The sequence below is a fragment of the Hydrogenophaga intermedia genome, assembly GCF_023715105.1.
In the GTDB taxonomy this organism is placed as follows: Bacteria; Pseudomonadota; Gammaproteobacteria; order Burkholderiales; family Burkholderiaceae_C; genus Hydrogenophaga; species Hydrogenophaga intermedia_A.
In genome coordinates this window covers 68,437-81,692 of the sequence record NZ_JAMBNO010000001.1, presented here as the reverse complement: position 1 = coordinate 81,692, position 13,256 = coordinate 68,437, and the positions used below count along the sequence as shown (strand labels likewise).

Sequence of the window (13,256 nt, the reverse complement as noted above, 5' to 3'; positions counted from 1 at the left end):
TGGCCATCTCCGCATCCCCCCCTCCCAAGACCCGACGCTTCTCGCTCAACAGCCGCGCCACGCGCGGCCTGCTTTACCAGATCGTCGCGCTGGCGCTGCTCGCGCTCGGCCTGTGGTACCTCGCGCACAACACGCAGGCCAACATGCAGGCGCGCGGCATCCAGAGCGGCTTCGATTTCCTCGGCGCCAGCGCCGGTTTCGACATCGGCGAGACGCTCATCGCCTACGACCCGAGCCAGAGCTACGGCAAGGCCATCTGGGTCGGCGTGCTCAACACCGTGAAGGTGGCGATCGCCGGCATCGTGCTCACCACGCTGCTGGGCGTGATGCTCGGTGTGGGGCGCTTCTCGCGCAACGCGCTGGTGCGCGGTTTGTGCTACGGCTACGTGGAGGCATTCCGCAACGTGCCGCTGCTGCTGCAGCTGCTGATGTGGTACCTGTTCTTCATCGAGGTGCTGCCCGCGGCCAACGAGGCCGCGTCGCTGGCCGGGTTGTTCTTCCTCAGCAAGGGCGGGCTATCGATGCCCTGGCCCACGGCCGGCGTAGGCGCGGTGCTTGCAGGCCTGACGGTGGGCCTGGTGGCGGGTGTGCTGTGGCGCTTTCGCGTGCAGCGCCGCTTCGAGGCGACGGGCCAGGACGGTGACCGTGTGTGGGTGCCGCTGGCGCTGATGGTGGTGTTCGCGCTGGTGGGCTGGGCGGCGGCCGGTATGCCGCGAGAGTGGAGCGTGCCCGAGCAACTGGCCTTCATGGTCGATGGCGGCATTGCCTTCACGCCCGAGTTCATGGCCATCCTGATCGGGCTGGTGATGTACACCGCGTCGTTCGTGGCCGAGGTGGTGCGCGGAGGCATCCAGTCGGTGGGCCGCGGTCAGGACGAAGCCGCGTCCGCGCTGGGCCTGAACCCGAAACAGAAGATGAAGCTGGTGATCCTGCCGCAGGCCATGCGCGTGATCATCCCGCCACTGACCAACCAGTACCTGAACCTCACCAAGAACTCGTCGCTCGCGGTGGTGGTGGGTTACCCGGACGTGGTCTCGATCGCCAACACCACCATCAACCAAAGCGGGCGCGCGGTCGAGTGCATCGCGATCATCATGCTGGTCTACCTGAGCACCTCGCTCACCACCTCGCTGGTGATGAACTGGTACAACCGCCGCATGGCGATCAAGGAGCGTTGATCACCATGTCCGCACAGTTCCAACCCATTGCACCGCGGCCATCGCCGGTGCGCGAGTCCGGCCCGGTGGCCTGGGCGCGGAGCAACCTGTTCGCTGACTGGCGCTCCACCACCACCACGCTGTTCATCGTCGGCCTGCTCGTATGGCTGCTGCCCGGGCTGTGGCGCTGGATGGTGATCGGCGCCGTGTTCCAGGCCGACGCCGATGCTTGCCAGGCCGCGCGCGGCATCGGCGCATGCTGGGGCGTGGTGACCGAGAAGTACCGCGTCATCCTGTTCGGGCGCTACCCGTTCGAGGAGCAGTGGCGACCGCTGGTGGCCACCCTGTTCATGGTGGGCGGTTTGATCGTCAGCTGCATCCGCTTTTTCTGGAAGCGCTGGCTGGTGGCGGTGTGGCTTGCCATCCTGGCGGTGTTCTTCGTCCTCATGGGCGGCGGCTGGTTTGGCCTGTCCGAGGTGCGCACCGACAGCTGGGGCGGCCTGCCACTGACCATCATGCTGGCGGTGATCTCGCTCTTTCTGGCCTTTCCGCTCGCCGTGCTGGTGGCGCTGGGGCGGCGCGCGCAACTGCCGGCCATCCGCACCATCTGCGTGCTGTATGTGGAACTGATCCGCGGCGTACCGTTGATCTCGGTGCTGTTCATGGCGTCATTCATGTTCCCGCTGTTCGTGCCCCAGGGCGTGCAGGTCGATGTGCTGGTGCGCGTGATCGCGGGCCTCACGCTGTTCATCGCCGCCTACATGGCCGAGACGGTGCGCGGCGGGCTGCAGGCCGTGCCCAAGGGGCAGTTCGAGGCGGCCGACTCGCTGGGTCTGTCGTACTGGCAGACGCAGCGGCTCATCGTGCTGCCGCAGGCGCTTTCGATGGTGGTGCCCAGCATCATGAACACCTTCATCTCGCTGTTCAAGGACACCTCGCTGGTGACCATCGTCTCGCTCTACGAACTCACGGGGGCGCTGGCGCTCGCGCTCAACTCCGACGTGCAGTGGCGCCCCTTCAAGATCGAGGCATACCTCTTCATCACCCTCATCTACTTCGCCGGCTGCTTCGCAATGTCGCGCTACAGCCTGTGGGTCGAGAAACAACTGGCCGCCAGCAAGGCGCGTTGAAAGCAGATCACATGAGTGAACCCATCATCCACTTCGACAAGGTCAACAAGTGGTACGGCAACGATTTCCACGTGCTGCGCGACATCGACCTTGCCGTTGCCAAAGGCGAGCGCATCGTGATCTGCGGGCCCTCGGGCTCGGGCAAGTCCACGCTGATCCGCTGCATCAACCGGCTCGAGGAACATCAGCAAGGCAGGCTCACGGTTGACGGCATCGAGCTCACCGACGACATCAAGGCCATCGACCAGGTGCGCAAGAACGTGGGCATGGTGTTCCAGCAGTTCAACCTGTTTCCGCACCTCACGGTGCTGGAGAACCTGACGCTCTCGCCCATGTGGGTGGGCAAGCTGCCCAAAAAAGAGGCGGAGGAGCGCGCCATGCAACAGCTGCAGCGCGTGCGCATCGCCGAGCAGGCGAAGAAGTTCCCGCTGCAGCTCTCGGGCGGCCAGCAGCAGCGCGTGGCCATTGCGCGCGCGCTGTGCCTCACGCCCAAGATCATGCTGTTCGACGAGCCCACTTCGGCGCTCGACCCCGAGATGATCAAGGAGGTGCTCGACGTGATGATCGAGCTGGCCAACCAGGGCATCACCATGCTGTGCGTGACGCACGAGATGGGGTTTGCCAAGGCGGTGGCCGACCGCGTGATCTTCATGGACCAGGGCCAGATCGTCGAGCAGAACACCCCCGAGGCGTTCTTCAACAACCCGCAGAACGAGCGCAGCAAGGACTTCCTGTCCAAGATCCTGGGCCATTGAAGCTAGAATTTGGCCCATTGCTCAGGAGAGTGTTCCCCCGAGGAACCGCCGAAGGCGCAGGAGGCCCTGGTCAGCACGACAGTGGCCCCGAACGCTCAGGCAAAAGGACTGGCAAGCGCCCGCCGCGAGGTGGGTGATCCCCCCTGGAGAGAGGCCCCACGCGAAATGGGGCCCACCGAAGGAGCAAACGCGGCATCGCCCGCGTGAATCTCTCAGGTAAAGCGGACAGCGGGGCAGCGCACGGCACAGCCGTGCCCCGCCCTGCCAAGGGCCTGCCCCTGCCAGCGAGTCCGCCTTGTCCTCCGAAACGACCGATCTCCTGAAGACCCCGCTGCACGCCCTGCACCTGGAACTGGGCGCGCGCATGGTGCCCTTCGCGGGCTACAGCATGCCGGTGCAATACCCGGCGGGCCTGATGGCCGAACACCTGCACACGCGCAGCGCGGCCGGCCTGTTCGACGTCTCGCACATGGGCCAGTTGCGCCTGGTGGGCCCCGATGCGGCGGCCGCCTTCGAAAGCCTCATGCCGGTGGACGTGATCGGCCTGGCGCCCGGCAAGCAACGCTACGGTCTGCTGCTTACCGACCAAGGCACGGTGATCGACGATCTGATGTTCGTCAACCGCACCGACGATCTCTTCGTCATCGTCAACGGCGCATGCAAACACGGCGACCTCAAACACATCGTCGAGCGCATCGGCGCACGCTGCACCGTGGAGCCGCAGTTTGACCGCGGACTGCTCGCGCTGCAGGGCCCGCAAGCCGTGACCGCGTTGCAGCGCCTGCTGCCCGGCGTGGAAAAACTGGTGTTCATGACCGGTGCTGCCTTCAGTTGGCAGGGCAAGCCGGTATTCGCCACCCGCAGCGGCTACACCGGCGAGGACGGCTTCGAGCTCTCGCTGGCCGCGGCCGACACCGAGGCCTTCGCGCGCGCGCTGCTCGATCAACCCGAGGTGAAGCCCGTGGGCCTGGGCGCACGCAACTCGCTGCGCCTGGAAGCCGGCCTGTGCCTTTACGGCAATGACATCGACACCACCACCACGCCGGTGGAAGCCGCGCTCAACTGGGCCATGCAGAAGGTGCGCCGCACGGGCGGTGCACGCGCGGGTGGCTTCCCGGGTGCCGGGCGCGTGCTCGCGCAACTGGACGGCACGGCGCCGCTGCAGCGCGTTCGCGTGGGTTTGATCGCGCAGGAGCGCGTACCCGTGCGCGAGCACACCGAACTGCACAACGAGGCCGGCGAACGCGTGGGCGAGGTCACGAGCGGCCTGCTCGGCCCCAGCATCAACCAACCGATCGCCATGGGCTACCTGCCCCCGGCGCTGGCCACTGTGGGCACGCGCGTCGCCGCCATGGTGCGCGGCAAGGCCGTGTCCATGCAGGTGGCCCCCATGCCTTTTGTTCCCAACCGGTATTTCCGCGGCTGACACCCCCCACTTTTTCAGGAGCCATCCATGACCACCAAGTACACCGAAGACCACGAATGGATCACCGTCGAGGGCGATGTCGCCACGGTCGGCATCACCCACCACGCGCAGGACGCGCTCGGTGACGTGGTGTTCGTCGAACTGCCCGAAGTGGGCAGGGCCTTCGCGCAGAAAGACGTGGCCGGCGTGGTCGAGTCCGTCAAGGCCGCAGCCGACGTCTACATGCCGGTGAGTGGCACGGTGACGGAGGTGAACGAAGGCCTGCGCGCCGACCCCTCGCTGGCCAACAGCGACCCGCTGGGTGCGGGCTGGTTCTTCAAGGTGAAGCTGAGCGACCCGGCGCAACTGAATGCGCTGCTCGACAAGACCGCCTACGACGCCTTCGCTGCCAATCAATGAACACCCCCGCCGCGCTTCGCGCGACCCCCTCAAGGGGGCGGCACCCACGGCCCGGCGAAGCCGGTTCCGTGGTGCCACTGGGTCACGTGGCATCACACGTGGCGCTTCGCACTTGAACGGCAAATCCCCATTTCCTGAGGCCCGCCATGCTCATGCCCGCCGTCAAACCCCTGGGTGAACTCGAGAACGCCAGCGAGTTCGTCGCCCGCCACATCGGCATCACCGACGCCGACGAAGCGCACATGCTGTCGGTCATCGGCGAGGCCTCGCGCCGTGCGTTGATCGACAGCATCGTGCCGCGCAGCATCGCGCGCCGCCAGGGCATGAAGCTGCCCGCGCCGGTGACGGAAGCCGCCGCGCTGGCCGAACTCAAGGCCATCGCGCAGCAGAACCAGGTGCTCAAGAGCTTCATCGGCCAGGGCTACCACGGCACGCACACGCCGGGCGTCATCCTGCGCAACATCCTGGAAAACCCGGCCTGGTACACCGCGTACACGCCCTACCAGGCCGAGATCTCGCAAGGCCGCATGGAGGCGCTGGTGAACTTCCAGACCATGCTGACCGACCTGACCGGCATGGCGATTGCCAACGCTTCCATGCTCGACGAAGCCACCGCCGCGGCCGAGGCCATGACGCTGGCCAAGCGCTCGGTGAAGGCCAAAGGCAACGCCATCGTGGTCGGTGGTGACTGCCACCCGCAGACCATCGAAGTCATCCAGACCCGCGCCGAACCGCTGGGCATTGCGGTGGTGGTGGCGAACTCGGCCGCCGCGTGGGACGCCGCGCTCGCGCGCGACGACTACTTCGCCGTGGTGGCGCCCTACCCCAGCAGCAGCGGGCGCATTGAAGACCAGCGCGCCGACGTGCAGAAGGCCCACGACAAACAGGCCGCCTACATCGTCTGCGCCGACCTGCTGGCCCTCACACTGATCGCACCGCCCGGCGAATGGGGTGCCGACATCGTGGTGGGCAACACCCAGCGCTTCGGCATGCCCATGGGCAACGGCGGCCCGCACGCGGCCTATATGGCCTGTCGCGACGAGTTCAAGCGCAGCCTGCCCGGCCGCCTGGTGGGCGTGAGCGTGGACACCCACGGCAACCCCGCCTACCGGCTGGCGCTGCAGACGCGCGAGCAGCACATCCGCCGCGAGAAAGCCACCAGCAACATCTGCACCGCGCAGGTGCTGCCAGCGGTCATCGCCAGCATGTACGCCGTCTACCACGGCCCGCAAGGCTTGAAGCGCATCGCTCAGCGCGTGGCGGCCTACACCGCCATCCTCGCGCAAGGCCTGGAGCAGCTGGGCCACACGCTCACCAGCGACACCGCGTTCGACACCGTCACCGTGAAGGCCGGCACGCAGGCGCAGGCCCTGCTGAAACGCGCGCTGGACGCGGGCATGAACCTGCGCCTCTCGTGGGGCGAGTACGTGGGCATCGCACTCGACGAGACCACCACGCGCGAGGACATCGAGGCGCTGTGGAAGGTGTTCGCCGCACCGGGTCAGGCCCTGCCCTCGTTGGCCGGTTTCGAGAAAGGCGTGGAACCGCGCATCCCCGCCGAACTGCGCCGCACCAGCGCCTTCCTCACGCACCCGGTGTTCAACACGCACCACAGCGAGACCGGCATGCTGCGCTACATCCGCTCGCTGTCCGACAAGGACCTCGCGCTGGACCGCAGCATGATCCCGCTGGGCTCGTGCACCATGAAGCTCAACGCGACCAGCGAGATGATTCCCATCACCTGGCCCGAGTTCGCGAACATCCACCCCTTTGCGCCAGCCGACCAGCGCCAGGGCTATGCGCTGCTCGACCAGCAGCTGCGCGACTGGCTGTGCGAGGCGACCGGCTACGCCGGCATCAGCCTGCAACCCAACGCCGGCTCTCAGGGCGAGTACGCCGGCCTGCTTGTCATCCAGGCCTACCACCGCGCACGTGGCGAGGGTCATCGCAACATCTGCCTCATTCCCAGCAGCGCGCACGGCACCAACCCGGCCAGCGCACAGATGGTGGGCATGCAGGTGGTGGTGACCAGGTGCGACGACAACGGCAACGTCGACATGCCCGACCTGCAGGCCAAATGCGAGCAGCACTCGAAGAATCTGGCCGCGGTGATGATCACCTACCCCAGCACGCACGGCGTGTTCGAAACGCAGGTGAAGGAACTCTGCGCCCTCGTGCACCGGCACGGTGGCCGGGTGTATGTGGACGGCGCCAACATGAACGCGCTGGTGGGCGTGGCTGCCCCGGGTGAATTCGGTGGCGACGTGAGCCACCTCAACCTGCACAAGACGTTCTGCATTCCGCACGGCGGTGGCGGCCCGGGCGTGGGCCCGGTGTGCGTGGTGGAAGACCTGGTGCCCTACCTGCCCGGTCACGCCACCGGCGGCCTGCCGGTCAACGGCGTGGGCGCCATCTCCGCCGCGCCGCTGGGCAACGCGGCGGTGCTGCCGATCAGCTGGATGTACATCCGCATGATGGGCGCCGAGGGCCTTCAACGCGCCACCGAGACGGCCATTCTCTCGGCCAACTACATCAGCGCGCGCCTGAAGGACCACTTCCCCACGCTGTACGCGAGCGAGAACGGCCACGTGGCGCACGAGTGCATCCTCGACCTGCGCCACCTGAAGGACACCAGCGGGGTGATGGCCGAGGACGTGGCCAAGCGCCTCATCGACTACGGCTTCCACGCCCCCACGCTGTCGTTCCCGGTGGCCAACACGCTGATGGTGGAGCCCACCGAAAGCGAAACGCTGCAGGAGATCGACCGCTTCGTCGACGCCATGATCGCCATCCGCCAGGAGATCGCCCGCATCGAGCAGGGCGAGTGGCCGCAGGACGACAACCCGCTGAAGAACGCGCCGCACACCGCGGCCAGCCTGCTCAAGGGCGAGTGGCCGCACCCCTACGGCCGCGACGTCGGCTCCGCCGCGCTCGACACGCGCCTGCACACCAAGTACTGGCCGCCCGTGGGCCGTGTCGACAACGTCTACGGCGACCGCAACCTGTTCTGCAGCTGCGTGCCGGTGGGCGATCTGGCGGACTGAGCCGCTGCGGTCGCGCCGGGCGGCCTCAGCGCCCCTGACGCCACTCGCGGCGCCAGATCTGGTTGAGGTCGATCAGCATCGGCCCGGGCGGGGCACCAAAGCTCTGCGTCTTGCCGCGCTGGTGAACCAGGCCGTACACCCGGCCCTGGGCCGCGTCGTACAGCAGCACGGCATTGTTGTCGCCGCAGTCGTGCGGCATGCAGTACGCGGCCACGGTGTAGTCCACCCCGCCGATGCGCTGGCGCCTGAGGTCGGGCGCGGGCCCGTGCATTTCGGCCAGCCAGGGCGTGCCCGCCAGCGGCCCGAGCGCGCGCAGGTAGGCGGGTTTGAACAACGGGTCGCGGATCAACTCGGACGGGTGCTTAGCCGAGCCCGGCTTCACCGGTGCGCGGGCGGCGGCATCGGCCTGCTTCGCGGCCTGCTGGTCGGCCACCGCCTGGCGGTTGGCCGCCTCGTTGCAGTGGCGAAAGCGCGCGCTGGCCATGTCGTTGCCCAGACTCGTCTTCACCGTCGGGTCGCCGTCGAACGTGAGGTACTGGCCGCGGCCATCGGCATTCACGATCGCCAGCACCTCCTGGCGGCCCGGCAAGCGGCCCATCAGCGCCACCCGGAACTCCGGAGGCGGGTTGTTGCCGAAATAGCTGAACGCCGCGTCCAGGTTGCCCAGGTTGAGCACCTGCTTTCCCTGCTCCACACGCATCTGGCGCTCCAGCACCACGACGCGTGGTGAATCGTGTTTCGCGCAGTCGAGGGCGTAGCGCCCACCGTAGTTCGCCAGCACATCGGGCCGCAGCCCCTGGGCAACGACCACCGTGCCGCAGCACAGGGCGCCGAAGAAGAAGACGCTTGAACGTGTCATGGCCCACCTCCAGCCGCCGATGCTAGGCCGGCACGCGGGTGAGCGTCCACTGTGCTGCGAGGGGCGGGCGAGCGGCCGTACACTGCCGCCCTCGCCCCGCCCGCCATGACAGCCCCTGCCTTTCGCGTGCTCAGCGTCATCCCGCCGATGACGCAGCTCAACACGCCCTACCCCTCCACCGCCTACCTCACGGGCTTTCTGCGCTCGCGCGGCATCGACGCGGTGCAGACCGACCTGGCGCTGGCGTTGGTGTTGCGGCTGTTCACGCCCGCGGGGCTGGACGCGATGCGCGAGCGCGCGCTGGCCTTGCCAGTGGCCAAGCGCAGCGCGAGCGTGAACGCCTTCCTCGACGAGTTCGCGCGCTACCGCCGCAGCATCGCCCCCACCATTGCCTTCCTGCAGGGGCGCGACAGCACGCTCGCGCACCGCATTGCCGCGCGCGAGCTGCTGCCCGAGGGCCCGCGCTTTGCCGCGCTCGACCAATACGGCCACCTGAACGACGAGGACAGCGACGACCCGCTGGGCTGGGCCTTCGGCGCCCTGGGCACACACGACCGCGCGCGCCACATTGCCACGCTCTACCTCGACGACCTGGCCGACGTGATCCGCGACGCGGTGGACGACCGCTTTGCCTTCGTGCGCTACGGCGAATCGCTGGCCAGCAGCCAGCCCAGCTTCGAGCCGCTGGCGCAGGCGCTGGCAGCACCGCCCACGCTGGTGGACGACACGCTGAAGCAACTCGCGATCGACGCGGTGGAACGCGCCGCGCCCCAGTTGCTGCTGCTCTCGGTGCCCTTTCCCGGCGCGGTGTACGGCGCACTGCGCATCGCCCAGGCGGTGAAAGCGCGCTGGCCGAAACTGACCATCGCGCTCGGCGGCGGCTACGTCAACACCGAGCTGCGCGAACTCAAGGAAGCGCGCCTGTTCGATCTGGTGGACTTCGTGACGCTGGACGCCGGCGAGCGGCCGCTGCTGGCACTCATCGAGCACCTGCAGGGCAAGCGCGGCCCACAGCGCCTGGTGCGCACTTTCCTGCGCGACGACGCGTGCACGGTGAAGTACGTCAACCTCGCCGAACCCGACGTGCCGTTCGAGGACGTGGGCACCCCCACCTGGGACGGCCTGCCGCTGAACGACTACCTGAGCCTGCTCGACATGCTCAACCCCATGCACCGGCTCTGGATCGACGGGCGCTGGAACAAGCTCACCGTGGCGCACGGCTGCTACTGGAAGAAGTGCAGCTTCTGCGACGTGGGGCTCGACTACATCGGCCGCTACGAGACCGCGAGCGCGAGCACGCTGGTCGATCGCATTCAACGCATCGTGGAAGAAACCGGCCAGACCGGCTTTCACTTCGTGGACGAAGCCGCGCCGCCCAAGGCGCTCAAGGCACTGGCCGATGAACTGATCCGGCGCGACCTTGCCATCAGCTGGTGGGGCAACATCCGCTTCGAGAAGACCTTCACCCCTGAGCTCGCGCAGCTGCTGGCCGACAGCGGCTGCATCGCCATGAGCGGCGGCCTCGAGGTGGCGAGCGACCGCCTGCTCGCGCTGATGACAAAGGGCGTGACGGTGGAGCAGGTAGCGCGCGTCACCAAGGGCTTCAGCGACGCCGGCATCCTGGTGCACGCCTACCTGATGTACGGCTTCCCCACGCAAACGGTACAAGACACGGTGGACGCGCTCGAATACGTGCGCCAGCTGTTCCAGCACGGCTGCATCCAGAGCGGCTTCTTCCACCGCTTCAGCTGCACCGTGCACTCACCCGTTGGGCTGGACCCGGCGGCCTACGGCATCGAGCTCATCCCACTGCCGCCAGTGACGTTCGCCAAGAACGACATCGGCTTCATCGACCCCACCGGCGTCGACCACGACGCGCTCGGCATCGGCCTGCGCAAGGCGCTCTACAACTACATGCACGGCGTCGGCCTCGACGAGGACGTGCGCGCCTGGTTCGACCACCTGCCCCACCCGGCACCGAGGACGACGGTGAAGCGGCACTTCATCGAGCGGGCGCTGAGCCGGCGCGAGAACGCCTGACCCGACCACATCCCGAACACGACCACACCATGACCCTCAAGATCACCGTCTATTCCAAATCCGCCTGCCCGCAGTGCGAATCCGCCAAGATGCTCTTGAAGTCCCGCTCGCTGGACTTCGAGGAAGTGAAGATCGACGACGAGGCCGAGCGGCTGGCGTTCTACGCGAAGTGCGGGCCGTCGGTGCGGCAGATGCCGCAGATCTTCATCAACGACCAGCGCGTGGGTGGCCTCAATGGCTTGCAGGCGGCGCTGGCGCAGCTAGGGCGCTGAGCCCCGGCTTCAGTCGACCTGACCCGCGGCGATCTGCCGCAACGCCTGCTCGAACACCGCAGCCGGCTGGCCGCCCGAGATGAGGTGGCGGTCGTTGATGATGACCGCGGGCACCGAGTGAATGCCGTGCGAGAGGTAGAATTGCTCGCGCTCGCGCACCGCTGGCGCGAACTCGTCACTGGCCAGAATGGCTTGGGCGCGTGCTTCGTCGAGCCCGGCCTCACGCACGCAGGCCAGCAGCACGTCGTGGTGGCCCATGGCTTCGCTGCGGGTGTGGCAGGCGGCCAGCAGCGCTTTCTTCAATGCCGCTTGCTGCCCCGATGCGCCTTCTTCGGCGGCCCAGTGCAGCAGGCGGTGCGCGTCGAAGGTGTTCCAGATGCGCCCGCGCCCGGCAGGGTTGAAGGCGAAACCCACCTCGGCGCCACGCGCGCGGATGGTGTCGCGGATCTGCGCCTGCTGCTCGGGCGTGCTGCCGTACTTTTGCGTCAGGTGCTCGCCGATGTCCTGGCCCTCGGGACCCATCTGCGGGTTCAGCTCGAAGGGCTGGAAGGTGATGTCGGCGGCGACACTGCCGTCCAGGCGCTGCAAGGCCTGCTCCAGCCCGCCCAGGCCAATGGCGCACCAGGGGCAGGAGACGTCGGAGACGAAATCGATTTTCAGGCGCGGTGTGTTCATGGCGCGGATTGTCCCGCCGGGGGCTGCGAGACAATCGCCTGCGACACCAAGACCCCACCCGGACCCCAGCTTTCATGACCGACCGCTACGCCGTCATCGGCCACCCGATCTCGCACAGCAAGTCCCCGCAGATCCACGCCGCCTTCGCGCAGGCCACGGGGCAGGACCTGAGCTACACCGCCATCGAAGCGCCGCTGGACGGCTTTGCCGCCACGGTGCAGGCCTTTCGCCACGAAGGCGGGCGCGGCGCGAACGTGACGCTGCCCTTCAAGATGCAGGCCTGTGAGCTGGCCACGCACCCGAGCGAGGCCGCACGCCTGGCCGGGGCGGCCAACGCGCTCAAGTTCGAGGGCGAGCGGGTGTACGCGGAAAACTTCGACGGCATCGGCCTGGTGAACGACATCCAGCGCAACCTGGGGCATGCGCTGCAGGGCAAGCGCGTGCTGTTGCTGGGTGCTGGCGGCGCCACGCGCGGCGCGCTGCTGCCCATCGCCCAACAGGGGCCGGCGGTGCTGGCGGTGGTCAACCGCACGGCCGACAAGGCGCACGCGCTGGGCCGTGACTTCGCGGCACACGCCATGCTGCAGACCGGGGGCTACGACGACCTCGAGGGCGAGACCTTCGACGTGGTCATCAACGCCACGTCGGCCGGCCTGGCGGGCGAGGCCTTGCCCCTGCCTGCTGGCCTGTTCGCATCAGGCGCGCTGGCGTACGACATGGTGTACGGCAAAGGCCTGACCCCGTTCCTGCGGCAGGCACAGGCCGCCGGCGTGACGGCCCTGGCCGATGGCGTGGGCATGCTGGTGGAGCAAGCGGCCGAGGCTTTCCTGTGGTGGCGCGGCGTACGCCCGGCCACGCGCGAGGTGATCGCGCGGCTGTCGGTGCCGCTGGTTTAATCTGTGATCGTTCGGCAGGGCTTGCACAGGCCCGGCCCGAACGGAACCGTTCTTCGACGCTGGAACTTCCCATGCCCGCCATCCTGCTGCTCAACGGCCCCAACCTCAACCTGCTCGGCACGCGCGAGCCCGGCACCTACGGCGCTGCCACGCTGGCCGACGTGGAGGCCAACTGCCGCGCCGCGGCCGCGCGCCACGGCCACACCCTCGAAGCGCTGCAAAGCAACCACGAGGGCGTGCTCATCGACGCCATCCACGCCGCGGGCAAACGCTTCAAGGCCGGTGAGGTGCTGGGCGTGGTGATGAACCCGGGCGCCTACACCCACACCTCGATCGCGCTGCACGACGCCATCGCCGGCGTGGCGCCGCTGCCGGTGATGGAGGTGCACATCTCCAACGTGCACGCGCGCGAGAGGTTTCGCCACCATTCGTACATCTCGCCGGTGGCCGCGGGCATCGTGGTGGGCTTCGGTATCGCAGGCTACGAGCTCGCCATCGAAGGCCTGGTGCGCAAGACCACCAAGGCCTGAGCCGGGCCCGCGCATGGCCCGAGTCCTGCGCGCGACAGGGCGTGCCCTCAAGTCGCGCAGGCGACGCCCGACA

The 13,256-nt window shown here is 67.9% G+C and carries 12 protein-coding genes and 2 riboswitches; of the genes, 10 read left to right on the top strand and 2 right to left on the bottom strand.

What is annotated here, in order from left to right:
* The first annotated feature begins 5 nt into the window (after positions 1-5).
* The 6 genes from M3149_RS00380 (at position 6) to gcvP (ending at position 7,911) form a co-directional block, all read left to right on the top strand.
* Positions 6-1,178 (top strand): ABC transporter permease subunit, encoded by a 1,173-nt coding sequence (locus M3149_RS00380; protein ID WP_251707592.1) that lies wholly within the window; start codon positions 6-8, stop codon positions 1,176-1,178.
* A 5-nt stretch (positions 1,179-1,183) separates the two neighbouring features.
* Positions 1,184-2,287, top strand: a complete 1,104-nt coding sequence (locus tag M3149_RS00375; RefSeq protein ID WP_251707356.1) for an amino acid ABC transporter permease — start codon at positions 1,184-1,186, stop codon at positions 2,285-2,287.
* An 11-nt stretch (positions 2,288-2,298) separates the two neighbouring features.
* Positions 2,299-3,042 (top strand): amino acid ABC transporter ATP-binding protein, encoded by a 744-nt coding sequence (locus M3149_RS00370; protein ID WP_251707355.1) that lies wholly within the window; start codon positions 2,299-2,301, stop codon positions 3,040-3,042.
* A gap of 12 nt (positions 3,043-3,054) precedes the next feature.
* Positions 3,055-3,162: riboswitch (glycine riboswitch) on the top strand.
* A 13-nt stretch (positions 3,163-3,175) separates the two neighbouring features.
* Positions 3,176-3,281, top strand: a riboswitch (glycine riboswitch).
* 56 nt (positions 3,282-3,337) lie between these two features.
* Complete coding sequence (gcvT, locus tag M3149_RS00365; RefSeq protein ID WP_251707354.1) at positions 3,338-4,468, top strand: glycine cleavage system aminomethyltransferase GcvT; 1,131 nt, start codon at positions 3,338-3,340, stop codon at positions 4,466-4,468.
* 27 nt (positions 4,469-4,495) lie between these two features.
* A complete protein-coding gene (gcvH, locus tag M3149_RS00360) occupies positions 4,496-4,867 on the top strand; it encodes a glycine cleavage system protein GcvH (RefSeq protein ID WP_251707353.1) in 372 nt (123 codons plus the stop codon).
* Between the two features lie 146 nt (positions 4,868-5,013).
* The gene (gene gcvP, locus M3149_RS00355; protein ID WP_251707352.1) at positions 5,014-7,911 is read left to right on the top strand and encodes an aminomethyl-transferring glycine dehydrogenase; all 2,898 of its coding nucleotides are present in this window, start codon (positions 5,014-5,016) and stop codon (positions 7,909-7,911) included.
* A 25-nt stretch (positions 7,912-7,936) separates the two neighbouring features.
* Here gcvP and M3149_RS00350 read toward each other — a convergent pair whose 3' ends face one another.
* Positions 7,937-8,770, bottom strand: a complete 834-nt coding sequence (locus tag M3149_RS00350) for an Ivy family c-type lysozyme inhibitor (RefSeq protein WP_251707351.1) — start codon at positions 8,768-8,770, stop codon at positions 7,937-7,939.
* A 105-nt stretch (positions 8,771-8,875) separates the two neighbouring features.
* Here M3149_RS00350 and M3149_RS00345 point away from each other — a divergent pair, with 105 nt between their 5' ends.
* The gene (locus tag M3149_RS00345; protein WP_251707350.1) at positions 8,876-10,810 is read left to right on the top strand and encodes a B12-binding domain-containing radical SAM protein; all 1,935 of its coding nucleotides are present in this window, start codon (positions 8,876-8,878) and stop codon (positions 10,808-10,810) included.
* A 29-nt stretch (positions 10,811-10,839) separates the two neighbouring features.
* Entirely contained in the window at positions 10,840-11,082 is a 243-nt protein-coding gene (locus tag M3149_RS00340) for a glutaredoxin family protein (RefSeq protein ID WP_251707349.1), read from the top strand.
* Positions 11,083-11,091: 9 nt separating this feature from the next.
* Here the strand turns inward: M3149_RS00340 and M3149_RS00335 are convergent, their stop codons facing one another.
* Positions 11,092-11,757, bottom strand: coding sequence for a DsbA family oxidoreductase (locus M3149_RS00335; RefSeq protein WP_251707348.1), 666 nt, complete (start codon positions 11,755-11,757; stop codon positions 11,092-11,094).
* Positions 11,758-11,831: 74 nt separating this feature from the next.
* Between M3149_RS00335 and aroE the strand changes: the two genes are divergently transcribed.
* Both aroE and aroQ read left to right on the top strand, forming a co-directional pair.
* Positions 11,832-12,653 (top strand): shikimate dehydrogenase, encoded by an 822-nt coding sequence (aroE, locus tag M3149_RS00330; RefSeq protein WP_251707347.1) that lies wholly within the window; start codon positions 11,832-11,834, stop codon positions 12,651-12,653.
* Between the two features lie 71 nt (positions 12,654-12,724).
* On the top strand, positions 12,725-13,183 hold the full coding sequence (aroQ, locus tag M3149_RS00325; protein ID WP_251707346.1) for a type II 3-dehydroquinate dehydratase: 459 nt from the start codon (positions 12,725-12,727) through the stop codon (positions 13,181-13,183).
* Positions 13,184-13,256 lie beyond the last annotated feature (73 nt).

Coding starts and splice junctions, on each gene's coding strand:
- M3149_RS00370 (WP_251707355.1), top strand. CDS start 2,299: ATGAGTGAACCCATCATCCACTTCGACAAGGTCAACAAGTGGTACGGC.
- gcvH (WP_251707353.1), top strand. CDS start 4,496: ATGACCACCAAGTACACCGAAGACCACGAATGGATCACCGTCGAGGGC.
- M3149_RS00350 (WP_251707351.1), bottom strand. CDS start 8,770: ATGACACGTTCAAGCGTCTTCTTCTTCGGCGCCCTGTGCTGCGGCACG.
- gcvP (WP_251707352.1), top strand. CDS start 5,014: ATGCTCATGCCCGCCGTCAAACCCCTGGGTGAACTCGAGAACGCCAGC.
- aroE (WP_251707347.1), top strand. CDS start 11,832: ATGACCGACCGCTACGCCGTCATCGGCCACCCGATCTCGCACAGCAAG.
- M3149_RS00345 (WP_251707350.1), top strand. CDS start 8,876: ATGACAGCCCCTGCCTTTCGCGTGCTCAGCGTCATCCCGCCGATGACG.
- M3149_RS00375 (WP_251707356.1), top strand. CDS start 1,184: ATGTCCGCACAGTTCCAACCCATTGCACCGCGGCCATCGCCGGTGCGC.
- aroQ (WP_251707346.1), top strand. CDS start 12,725: ATGCCCGCCATCCTGCTGCTCAACGGCCCCAACCTCAACCTGCTCGGC.
- M3149_RS00335 (WP_251707348.1), bottom strand. CDS start 11,757: ATGAACACACCGCGCCTGAAAATCGATTTCGTCTCCGACGTCTCCTGC.
- M3149_RS00340 (WP_251707349.1), top strand. CDS start 10,840: ATGACCCTCAAGATCACCGTCTATTCCAAATCCGCCTGCCCGCAGTGC.